The following is an 11,400-nucleotide window of genomic DNA, read 5'->3' as shown; positions in this document are numbered from 1 at the left end:
ACCTGCTGAGGTGCTGGACCGGTACCTGCACCACCTGCGGACGACCCCTGCCCCGCCCTCGGAGAAGCCGCAGACAGCCCAGAACCTGACGAAGCACTATTAGGGCCCTTCTGACGGATCTCCGCGGCGTCGCGACGCCCGGCACGCACTCTCGCCGCACCGCGCGAAAGCCCAAGTAGCTCCGCTACGAGGACTTCCACACGGCACGGCGAGAGCACGCACCGAACGCCGCTCCTTCTCCCACGGAGATCCGTCAGAAGGACCCTAGGCCGCCGCTCCCGCCCGCCGGGGAAGCAGCCGGGACAGGCGGCTGCGGAGCACCGCGGTCGCGCCCCGCAGGCCGGGGGCCACGCGCAGGGCCAGGGAGCCGGAGTGGGTGGCGTAGGGCTGGACCAGCAGGAGGCCGTGGCGGGGGCTCGCGAGTGCCGTACGGGTCAGCAGGCCGGGCCCCGCGCTCGCGTGGGCGGTGGTGTCGCGGACCGCGCCGTCGGCGAAGCGCAGCCGCAGCCGCAGGTCCCAGACGGCCGGGCCGGCCGCGGCGAGGGCGCCCGGGTCCAGCGGCAGCTCGGCGGTCCAGGTGTCGAACTCCGGGTCGGGCGGCAGCAGCGCGGCCGTGCCGAGGCGGACCGTGTGGCCGTCCTCACGGTGGACGAACACGGCCTCCACCTCCCGCGGGCCGGCCTCCTCGACCCTGCCGTACAGCTCGTGCAGGCCCAGCCGCAGCCGGGTGCCGCGCGCCCGGGGGCGCAGCTCGGCGTCGACGGCGAGCGGGAGCAGCCGCAGCGGGCGGGTCAGGACGTGGTCCAGCGGCACCTGGGGGAGGTCCGCCGACCAGACGGGCGCCCCGCCCGCCGACCGCGCGTACGGCGGGCAGAGCCGCGAGGGGCGGGCGGCCAGCTCGCGCAGCCGGGGCAGATCCCGGGGCGCGTCGGAGGCCAGCACCACACGGGCGATCACCCGCCCCGGCGCGGGCGCCCGCGCGAAGTCCGCCTCGTCGTACGCCTTCAGGTGCGCCCGCGTGAGCGCCCACCACGCGCGCCGGTACTCCGCGTCGCGCAACGCCAGTTCCCGCGCGTACATCCGTACCTCGTGCTCCAGGAACTTGGCGCGCGCCTCCCGCGCGAGCCGCTTCTCCCCGGCGCCCAGCAGGATGTCGTACGCCTGCCGGGCGGCCTCCGTGCGTGCCCGCCAGTTGTCGATCCCGGCCCGGTCGAGCGAGATCGACAGCCGGCCGGCGGTGCGGCGCACCTGCCAGACGTAGACCCGGTCGGGGATCAGCGCGAGGCGCGGACCGGCCGCGAGGACGCGCGCGGTGAAGACGAAGTCCTCGTAGCGGAAGCGGCCCTCGGGGAAGCGGATGCGGTGCGCGCGCAGGAAGTCGGCGCGGTACAGCTTGTTGACGCACAGGGTGTCGTACACCAGCCGGCGGCGCCCGGCCGGCCGTTCGACCAGCGCCGGACGCGCGTACAGCTCCGGCTGCCAGGGGCTCTCGCGGCCCGACGGCAGCTCGCGGCGCACGCACAGCCCCGCCGCGACCTCGGCGCCGTGGCGTCCGGCGGCGCCGAGCAGCGCGTCGACCGCGCCGGGCGGCAGGACGTCGTCGCTGTCCAGGAACATCAGGTACGGGGCCGTCGCGGCGTCGATGCCGTCGTTGCGCGGGGTGCCGCAGCCGCCGCTGTTGACGGTGCGGCGCACCACCCGCAGCCGCGGTTCCCCGGCGGCGAGCGCGTCCAGCAGCTCCGCGCTGCCGTCCGTCGAGCAGTCGTCGACGGCGATCACCTCGCGCACGGCGGGACCCTGCGCCAGCGCGGACCGTACGGCGGTCGTGACGTGGGCGGCGTCGTCGTAGCCGATGACCACGACGGTCACGGCACCGGCGGTGCCGCCTCGCGGGGAAGGTGCGCCCAGGGGGTCCACGGTGTGCTCCCCGTCAGGAGACGCTCAGGCTGTCGTCCGGGAGCCGCGCGGGATCGGGCCGGGCGTCCCGGGGCGGGACGACGGACTCGGGGCGGCGCGCGGTGGCCCGCCACAGCCGTACGAACGACCACACGGCCGCGCCTGCCAGCAGCCCGTTGCGCGCCAGCATCAGCAGACACCCCGTCCAGCTGGAGGTCATGACCTCGCCGTAGAACGCCGGGTACACCACCGTGCTGGTCGCGGTCGCCGCCAGGATCAGCCAGGCCACCGGGCGCTGGGTGGTGTGCCGGGAGGTGAGGCAGACGGCGGCCAGGCCCACCAGCCACACCATGTACTGCGGGCTGATCACCCGGCTGGTCACGGTGAACAGCAGCACCGCCGCGAGCGCCGCGTCGCACGGTGTCGCCGTCGTCCAGTGCCGGGCCCGCAGCCGCCACAGCAGCAGCAGGCCGAAGGCGACGGCGGTGAGCGCGAGCGACACCGTGGCGACCTCGCGCACGTAGGGGCCCACGAACTCCCGCGCCCCGAACTGGTACCGGGTGCGCCCCGGCCAGCCGGCGCGGCGGGCGAAGCCGAGGACCGTGCCGCCGAGCGACTCGATCTGCACGCCCCGCCCGCCCTGCTGGCGCAGGAAGTCGAACGGGGTGCGGAACAGGGTGGCCAGCAGCGCGAGCAGCGCGCCCCCCGCGACGGCCGCCGAGACCCAGGCCCGGCGGGAGTCACGGCCGCGCGGGGTGCCGATGAGCACCAGCGCGGGCCAGACCTTCACCAGGGCGCCGAGCCCCGCCAGCGCGCCGGAGACGCGCGGGGAGCGGGTCAGCGCCAGCAGGGAGAGCACGGCGAACGCGGTGACCTGGACGTCGTAGCGGGCCAGCGGCAGATGCAGCAGCAGCGGCAGCCCGCCGATCCACAGCGCGGCCCCGCGCAGGCTGCGGCCGGTGCGCAGTCCCGTGCGGGTGAGGGAGAGCAGTACCGCCAGATCGGTGAGGAGGGTGAGCGCGACGAAGCCCTGGAAGTACGTCAGGCCCGGCAGCAGCGCGGGCGACAGCAGGACGAGGCCGGCGCCCGGCGGGTACTGCCACATGGGGTCGCCGACCGGGAAGGCGCCGTGCACCAGGACGCCGTACCAGTGGAAGTACAGGTGGTGCACCTCGCGCGAGACGCCGCCCAGGCCGAGCAGCCGGGTGTCGTCGTGCACGAGCAGCCACAGCATCAGGGCGCGGGTGGTCAGCCAGGCGGCGGCGAGGCCGAGCAGCGGGCGCGGGCGGCGGCGGGCGGCGGCGGTGATCGAGGTGCTCATCAAGCTCGGATCGTAGGCCGGGTATACGACTCACGCCGGGTGATACGCCGTCAAATGGGTGCAGACGGATGTGATGAGTACAAGTTCGGGCGATACGGTCACCCGGCTGCGTCAGTCCCGCGGGTTCGTGGCTTCGCCGTTCAGGGCCTCGGGGTGGGCGACCGCCGCGTCCAGGGCCGCCGTGAGGACGTCCAGGCGCTCTTGCAGGTCCCGGATCTCGTCCGCGTCGAAGCCGGTGGCGGCGCTGATCCGGCGCGGCACCTCCAGTGCCCGCACGCGCATCGCCGTGCCCTCCTCGGTGAGGCGCACCTGGACCGAGCGCTCGTCGAGGGTGCTGCGCTCCCGGCGGACGAGACCCGCCGCCTCCAGCCGCTTGAGCAGCGGCGACAGCGTGCCCGAGTCGAGGCGCAGATGCTCGCCGAGCCGCTTCACGGGCAGCTCGCCGTGCTCCCACAGCACCAGCATCGCCAGGTACTGGGGGTAGGTCAGACCGAGGTCCTTCAGGACGAGCCGGTAGACGCCGTTGAACGCCCGCGTGGCCGCGTGCAGGGAGAAGCAGATCTGGCGGTCGAGGCGGAGGAGTTCCGTCTCCCGCGTCGTGGAGTGCTGCGTCCTGGTCATGACACCAGGGTAGCTCCGGCGTCATTCAGTTGCGCGCAATTCAATTGGGTGCTTCACTTATGGCCGTACGGAAGCCCCGCACACCAGAGAAGGATGGTTCCCCATGGACGCGCTCTACACCGCCGTCGCCACCGCCACCCACGGCCGCGACGGACGCACCGTCACCTCCGACGGCAAGCTCGACCTCGACCTGTCCGTCCCGGTGGAGATGGGCGGCGACGGCAAGGGCACCAACCCCGAGCAGCTGTTCGCCGCGGGGTACGCCGCGTGCTTCGCCGGAGCGCTCGGGGTGGTCGGCCGGCAGGCCAAGGTCGACGTGAGCGAGGCGGCGGTGACCGGGGAGGTCTCCATCGGCAAGCAGGGCGAGGGCTTCGCCCTGGCGGTCACCCTGCGCGTCGAGCTCCCCGAAGCCCTCGACAAGGAGACCGGCCGCAAGCTCGTCGAACAGGCCCACCAGGTGTGCCCGTACTCCAACGCCACGCGGGGGAACGTGCCGGTGGAGCTGGTGGTCGAGTAGCGAGGCGTACGGGGGCGCCCCACCCGCTACGACGGCGCCCCCGTGACCGGCCCCGCCGCGAGCCCCCGCTCACCGAACACCACGTGCCGCACGACCCGTTCCGCGGCCCCTCCGTCGTCGTACGGGCAGAACCGCTCGCGGAACGCGGCCCGCAGCAGGGACGCGTGCCGCCCGCCCCAGCGTCCGGAGAGGAACACGTCGACGATCTCCTCCTCGCCGCGCACCACGGGGCCCGGCGGGAACGTCCGCAGGTCGAAGTACGTGCCGCGCGCCGCCTCGTACGCCTCGCGGTCCTCCGCGTGGATCACGACGGGGCGGTCGAGGCCGGCGTAGTCGAACATCAGCGACGAGTAGTCGGTGAGGAGCACGTCCGAGGCGAGGCACAGCGACTCCACGCTCGGGTGGTCGCTGACGTCGATCAGCCCGGGCACGTCCGGGACGCGCACGAGCGGTTCGCCGTACGCCGGGTGCGCGCGGGCCAGCAGGACGAAGCGCGGGCCGAGCCGGCGCAGCAGCCGCTCCAGGTCGAGCGGCCGGTACGGGGTGCGCCGGTAGTCGCGGTAGGTGGGCGCGTACAGCACGGCGACGGCGTCCTCGGGGATGCCGAGCGAGGCGCGCAGCCGGGCCGTGTGCGCCGGGTCCGTGGTGTCCGCCCGGTGGAAGCGGTCGGTGCGGGGCAGCCCGTACTCCAGGATGGTGAACGCGGCGGGGAAGGCGCGCTCCCAGACGAGGGTGGAGTGGCGGTTGCCGGAGAGGACGTAGTCCCACCGGTCGGCGTCGTGCAGCAGCCGCTCCAGCTCGCCCTCCCGGAGGACGGCGGGGCGGTCCCGTACGTCCAGGCCCATGCGCTTGAGCGGGGTGCCGGCCTGGGTCTGGACCACGACCTGGCCGGGCCGCTTGCGCAGCCGCGCGTCGAAGGGCGCGTTGCCGACGAGGTAGCGCGAGCGCGCGAGCGCCGTCCAGTACGCCAACGAGCCGGGGCGCACGCCCTGCGTGCCCGGCGGGACGGTGTGCCGGTGCTCGGGGTGCGCGATCCATGCCGTACGGATACGGGGTGCGAGCTCGCGGAACGCGGCCTCGAGCGCGGCCGGATTGCAGCCGTAGGCGTGGCCGCCGTGGCTGGCGAACACGGCACGGTCGGCGCGTACGGGCAGCAGCCGCTGGACCCGGTAGTGCAGCCGCCCCAACACCTCGCCCAGCCCCCGGCCGAGCCGACCGGCCACGCATCGCCCCCGGCACCCCTGCCGGGAGACGAACGACAGCAGCCGGTACGCCCGGTGCCACCCGAGCCGCACGAGCAACCGCCGCAACCGGACGCCGGGCGACGGCCGGGCACCGGGCGACGGCCGGACGCCGGACAGCGCCCCGGCGTCCGGCACCTGTCCGCCGCCGGGCAACGGACGGCCGCCCGCCCGGGCCCCGGCGCCGCGGTGCGCGCCGCTGCCGGGCAGTGAGCCGTTCGTCGTCCTCCGCAGCCCGCGGCCGCGCACCCGGTGCCGTCGGCAGTGGGCGCGCGCCCGGCGCAGGAACTCCGCGCGCGCCCCGCGCGGGAGGTGGCGTCCGCCGCCGTCGAACAGTGCCGTCAGATGGTCCACCATGCGGCGGAACAGCACCGGCCGCCAGCGCGCCAGATCGGGACGGTCCGCGAGCCGGGCGAAGACCCGGTCGTACTGCGCGAACACGTCGAACGGCCGCGCGCCCCCCGTGCCGGGGAAGCCGACCCGAGGGTCCGGCGCCCCGGCGACGCCGAGGCCGGCTGTGTCCGGCCTGACGATGCCGAGGCTGGCTGTGTCCGGCCCGGCGATGCCGAGGCTGGCTGTGTCCGGCCCGGCGATGCCGAGGCTGGCTGTGTCCGGCCCGGCGATGCCGAGGCTGCCCGTGTCCGGCCCGGCGATGCCGAGGCTGCCCGTGTCCGGCCTGACGATGCCGAGGCCGGCTGTGTCCGGCCCGGCGATGCCGAGGCTGCCCGTGTCCGGCCCGGCGATGCCGAGGCCGGCCGTGTCAGGCCTGACGACGCCGAGGCTGCCCGTGCCAGGCCCGGCGACGCCCAGGCTGCCTGCGTTCGGCCTGACGACGTCGAAGCCGCCCGGGCCGGGCCGGCCGGTCCCGGCTGTTCCCGGCCCGGCGGTCTCCGAGCCACCCGCGCGGGACCGGCCCGCACCAGGCCAGTCCCCGCCGGGCCAGTCCCCGTCGGCCCAGTCCCCGCCGGGGCGGGCCGCATCGGGCCGGGGCGCGCGGAGCCGGCCGCCGCCGGGTCGGTCCGGTGCCGTCGGGCCGGGGTGGGACCCGGCGGTGAGGGCGGCGTCGCCGCGGCCCAGCCGGCGGTGTACGCACACCCGTTCCAGCGTGGTGATCGTCTTGGCCGTCAGCAGGACCGGGTACGTCCAGGCCGGGTCGCCGTGTCCGCCCGGGGGGAAGAGGAGGATCTCGCGTTCCAGGAAGTCGCGCCGGTATGCCTTGTTCCAGGCCAGGGGTGGGAGTTCCAGCAGGTCGGGGCGGTCGTCCAGGGTGAAGGAGGGGGCCGGGCCGCGGGCCGTGGCGAGGCCGGCGGCGAACGGGTCGGGCGCCTCCTCGCCCGTCCACAGCGCGTACGCGTGGCCGTAGAGCAGCAGGTCCGGCTCCTCCGTCTCCTTCAGCCGGACCGCGATCGCCTCCAGCGCGCCCGGCGTCAGGCTGTCGTCGCCGTCCAGCAGGACGACGTAGTCCCCGTCCGCCCGCGCCAGCCCGGCGTTGCGGGCGGGTCCTGAACCGGCGTTGCGCGGCAGGTGCACCGGCACCACCCGCGCGTCGCGGGCCGCGAACTCCTCGATGATCGCCCCGCACGAGTCCGGCGAGCAGTCGTCGACCGCGAGCAGTTCGAGGTCCGGATACGACTGCTCCAGCACGGACCGCAGGCAGGCGTGCAGCTGGGCCTGCACCTTGTACGCGGGGACGATGACACTGAACCTGGGCACGGAGACATCCATATGGTCGGCACGGGCATATGCCCGCGAACGGCCGAAGGAGTGATCCGGTTACGCCGTTTGTGGCATTTGGGGGACATCCCGGCGTGTCGGCACACGGAAGGGGCGGACCCGTGCTCGGGTCCGCCCCTCCGGAAGACGGCCGGCGCTACTTCACCGCCCCCGCCATCACCCCCGACACGAACTGCCGCTGGAACGCGAAGAACACGACCAGCGGGATCACCATCGAGATGAACGCGCCCGGCGCCAGCACATCGATGTTGCTGCCGAACTGCCGCACCTGCGTTTGCAGGGCGACCGTGATCGGCTGCGTGCCCGCCTTGGTGAACACCAGCGCGACCAGCATGTCGTTCCAGACCCACAGGAACTGGAAGATGCCCAGACTCGCGATGGCCGGTCCGCCCAGCGGCATCACCACCCGCAGGAACAGCCGCAGTTCGCCCGCGCCGTCCAGCCGCGCCGCCTCCAGCAGTTCGCGCGGGATCTCCGCGAAGAAGTTCCGCAGCAGGAACACCGCGAACGGCAGCCCGAATCCGACGTGGAACAGCACCACCCCGAAGATCGTGCCGAACAGCCCGATGTTGCCGAACAGTTCGGCGATCGGGATGAGCGCCACCTGCACCGGCACCACCAGCAGCCCGACCACGCCCAGGAACCACCAGTCGCGCCCCGGGAACTCCATCCAGGCGAAGGCGTACCCGGCGAGCGAACCGATCAGCACGACCAGGACCGTCGCCGGCACCGTGATCAGCACCGTGTTCCACAGGGAGTCGGTGATGTCGCCGTTCTCCAGGAGCTTCTGGTAGCTGTCGAACGTCAGTTGGGAAGGTTGGCTGAACACCTTCCACCACCCGGAGGCGCTCATGTCCTCCGGTGTGCGCAGCGAGGCGAGCAGCAGACCGATCGTCGGCACCAGCCAGAACAGGCCGACGAGGAGGAGGAAGACCCGCAGCAGACCGCCGCTGACCCCCTCGGTGATCCGCGCCGCCCAGGACCGCCGCGCCTCGACGGCCGTCCCGGACGGCGGCGCGGGCGCCGGTGCCGCCGTACTGATCCCTCCGGCCTCGGCCGTCATCGCCGCACCTCCCGCCGCAGTCGCCGCACGTTGAACAGCATCACCGGGATCACCAGCAGCAACAGGAAGACCGCGATCGCGCTCGCGACGCCCGGCTGGTCCTCGGCGAAGCCCTTCCGGTACAGCTCCAGGGCGAGCACGTCGGCGTCGTCCTGCGAGGAGCCCGGCGGGATGATGAACACCAGGTCGAAGACCTTCAGCACGTTGATCATCAGCGTGACCACGACGACCCCCAGCACCGGCGCCAGCAGCGGCACCGTGACCCGGCGGAACACCTGCCACTCGTTCGCCCCGTCCACCCGCGCCGCCTCCAGGAGTTCGCGGGGCACGCCCGCCAGCCCCGCCGCGATCAGCACCATCGCGAACCCGGCCCACATCCACACGTACGCCCCGATGACCGCCGGGGTGACGAGCGACGGGCCGAGCCAGTCGACGCCGTTGTACGGCTCCTTGAAGTTGCTCGCGGGCAACCGCAGTCGAGCCCCGTCCGCCTTCGCCGACAGCGTGAACGTGCCGTCGTCGGCGGCCTTCGCGGAGTCGACGACCTCGCCGTCCTTCACCGCCTCGATCCGCATCCCCGCGTAGCCCTGCTCGGTGGCGTCGACCCCGCCGAGCGTGCCGACGCCCTTGCCGCGCGTGAAGTCCTGCCAGGCCGTCCCGGTGATCCTCCCCGGGTCGGCCTTCGGCGCGGCCGCCTTCTTCGCGTTGTCCGGCATCTGGTCGGGGGCGACACCGACGAGCGGCAGGGTGACCGTGTCGCCCGTGTGCACCGTCGCCCTCGTCACGAACCCGCCGTCCCGCGCGACCAGCGGCGACTCACGGCCCGGGTGCGCCTTCGGGAACGCCGACGACTGCGCGAACGTGTCGTGCACGCCCACCCAGACCGCGTTCGCGACGCCCTTGTCCGGGTCCTGGTCGTACACCAGACGGAAGATGATCCCCGCCGCGAGCATCGAGATCGCCATCGGCATGAAGACGACCAGCTTGAACGCCGTGCCCCAGCGCACCCGTTCGGTCAGCACCGCGAACACCAGTCCGAGGGCGGTCGCGACCGTCGGCGCGAACACCACCCACAGGATGTTGTTCTTCAGCGCCGTACGGATGCCGTCGTCGGTGAACAGGTCCTTGTAGTTGTCGATGCCCGCGAAGGAGTCACCGGAGGAGTCGTAGAAACTGCGGACGACGGAGTACCCGATCGGGTAGACCACGAGCGCGCCGAGCAGCACCAGCGCGGGCAGCAGGAAGAGCGCTGCCACCGTGCGCCGGGTGCCGGTCACGCTTCTGCGTCTCGACGGGACGGGGGGCGTCGCCGGGGACTCGGCGACCCCCTCCGCGGTGGCCGACGTCATCGCCGGTCACCCGCCCCTCGTGCCCGGCGCGGGCTCAACTCCCGCTCCCGTACGCCTTGGCCGCGGCGGCCTCCAGCTTCGCCTGCGCGCCGGCCACGTCCTCGGGGTTGCTCAGGAAGTCCTGAAGCTCCTTCCACTCCCCCTTGCCGGGCGTGCCGCCGAACGCCTGCGGGGCCTGGTCGGACATGTCGAACCGGAAGTCGTCACCGGCCGCGACCAGCGACTTGGCGATCTTCCGCTGCACCGCGTTCGGGTACGCCGAGTCCGGCACGTTCTTGTTGGGGGAGAGGTAACCGCCCAGCTTGGCCTGGATCGTCGCCGCGTCCGGCGAGGCCAGGAAGGTCACCAGGGCCTGCGCCGCCTTGGAGTCGTCCAGGATGACGGCCGCGTCGCCGCCGCTGACCACCGGCGCGGTGTCGCCCACGGCCGGGAACGGGAAGACCTTGGCGTCCGTGCCGATCCTCGCCTTGGTCTCACCGATGTTGACCTGCGCGAAGTCGCCCTCGTAGACCATGCCGGCCTTCGGCTGCTCGCCGCCGGTGAAGGTCTGGGTGACCGACTCCGGGAACGCCGTCCCCAGCGCGCCCTTCGCGCCGCCCGCGACGTAGTCCTTCTTGCCCCAGATCTGCGCGAGGGTGGTGAGCGCCTGCTTGACCGAGGGGTCGGTCCACTTGATCTTGTGCTGGGCGAGCTGGTCGTACTTCTCCGGGCCGGCCTGGGAGAGGTAGACGTTCTCGAACCAGTCGGTGAGCGTCCAGCCGTCCGCGCCGCCCACGGAGAAGGGGGTGACGCCGGAGTCGTAGACCGTCTGCGCGGTGCTCAGCAGGTCCTGCCACGTCTTCGGCTCGCTGGCTCCCGCGTTCTCGAAGACCTTGGCGTTGTACCAGATCAGCGACTTGTTGGCGGCCTTGTAGTAGGCGCCGTACTGCTTGCCGCCGACCTTGCCGATGTCCTGCCAGCCCTGCGAGTAGTTCTTCGCGAGCTCCTTCGTCGCCTCCGCGCCCAGCGGCTTGGCCCAGCCCTTGTCCACGGCCTGCTTGATCGCGCCGGGCTGCGGCAGCAGCGCGACGTCCGGCGGCTGGCCGCCGGCCACCTTCGAGCCGAGGAAGTTGATGATCGGATCCTGGGCGGGCACGAAGGTGACCTTGGCGCCGGTGCGTTTCTCGAACTCGGCGAGGACCTTCTTGAAGTTCTTCTGCTCCCCACCGGTCCACACGGCGGCGACCTCCAGACTCTCGCCGTCCAGCTTGGGAAGCTGCACGGTGGAGCCGCCGCCGTTGCTTGCGCGGCTGGGCTTGGTGTCGCCGCTGGGGGTGTCGTCGTCCCCGCCACAGCCGGTGGCGGCCAGCGCGAGTGCGGTGGCGAGAAGAACGGCGGCGACTCTGGGGGTCCGCCACCGGGTGGTCGTGGGCGAGGCCCGCAAGGTCTTGTCAATACGGAAGGTGCTGTAGCTGCAAGCGGTGCTGTCGGTATGGACGGTGCCGAAGTTGCTGCTCCTGGTGCTGCGCATCACTGCCCCGTTCTTCGTTCCTCGTCGAACGTCGTTCCGGCGCTGTTCCGTGCGCTCTGGTGTACGCCGGGCCAGGCGGGTCGGCAAGAGCGCCTACGGTGTCAAGCGGACCATCGTGACCGCGTCGTTGTGTCGGCCCCCGTCCCGG

At 73.2% G+C, this 11,400-nt stretch carries 8 protein-coding genes; 1 reads left to right on the top strand and 7 read right to left on the bottom strand.

What is annotated here, in order from left to right:
• Positions 1-264: 264 nt before the first annotated feature.
• From IO29_RS20365 to IO29_RS20355, 3 genes are all read right to left on the bottom strand, one after another.
• Positions 265-1,917: a glycosyltransferase family 2 protein gene (locus IO29_RS20365; RefSeq protein ID WP_234307553.1), complete on the bottom strand. Its 1,653-nt coding sequence runs from the start codon at positions 1,915-1,917 to the stop codon at positions 265-267.
• 13 nt (positions 1,918-1,930) lie between these two features.
• Positions 1,931-3,217, bottom strand: coding sequence for a glycosyltransferase family 87 protein (locus tag IO29_RS20360; protein ID WP_030380522.1), 1,287 nt, complete (start codon positions 3,215-3,217; stop codon positions 1,931-1,933).
• A 111-nt stretch (positions 3,218-3,328) separates the two neighbouring features.
• Positions 3,329-3,838, bottom strand: coding sequence for a MarR family winged helix-turn-helix transcriptional regulator (locus IO29_RS20355; RefSeq protein WP_030380521.1), 510 nt, complete (start codon positions 3,836-3,838; stop codon positions 3,329-3,331).
• 103 nt (positions 3,839-3,941) lie between these two features.
• Between IO29_RS20355 and IO29_RS20350 the strand changes: the two genes are divergently transcribed.
• Entirely contained in the window at positions 3,942-4,355 is a 414-nt protein-coding gene (locus tag IO29_RS20350; protein WP_030380520.1) for an organic hydroperoxide resistance protein, read from the top strand.
• Positions 4,356-4,381: 26 nt separating this feature from the next.
• On the opposite strand, the gene IO29_RS39560 is transcribed toward IO29_RS20350, so the two are convergent.
• The 4 genes from IO29_RS39560 to IO29_RS20330 all read right to left on the bottom strand — a co-directional run bounded on the left by IO29_RS39560 (position 4,382) and on the right by IO29_RS20330 (position 11,252).
• Complete coding sequence (locus tag IO29_RS39560) at positions 4,382-7,309, bottom strand: bifunctional glycosyltransferase family 2 protein/CDP-glycerol:glycerophosphate glycerophosphotransferase (protein WP_234307552.1); 2,928 nt, start codon at positions 7,307-7,309, stop codon at positions 4,382-4,384.
• A 157-nt stretch (positions 7,310-7,466) separates the two neighbouring features.
• On the bottom strand, positions 7,467-8,393 hold the full coding sequence (locus IO29_RS20340; protein WP_030380518.1) for a carbohydrate ABC transporter permease: 927 nt from the start codon (positions 8,391-8,393) through the stop codon (positions 7,467-7,469).
• Positions 8,390-9,742: a carbohydrate ABC transporter permease gene (locus IO29_RS20335; protein ID WP_030380517.1), complete on the bottom strand. Its 1,353-nt coding sequence runs from the start codon at positions 9,740-9,742 to the stop codon at positions 8,390-8,392. The genes IO29_RS20340 and IO29_RS20335 overlap by 4 nt, the downstream gene beginning before the upstream one ends.
• 34 nt (positions 9,743-9,776) lie before the next feature.
• Positions 9,777-11,252, bottom strand: a complete 1,476-nt coding sequence (locus IO29_RS20330) for an ABC transporter substrate-binding protein (RefSeq protein ID WP_420705386.1) — start codon at positions 11,250-11,252, stop codon at positions 9,777-9,779.
• Positions 11,253-11,400 lie beyond the last annotated feature (148 nt).

Origin of the sequence: Streptomyces sp. NRRL F-6676, from assembly GCF_000725625.1 — a bacterium.
In the GTDB taxonomy this organism is placed as follows: Bacteria; Actinomycetota; Actinomycetes; order Streptomycetales; family Streptomycetaceae; genus Streptomyces.
This window is presented reverse-complemented; position numbering and strand designations above follow the sequence as displayed.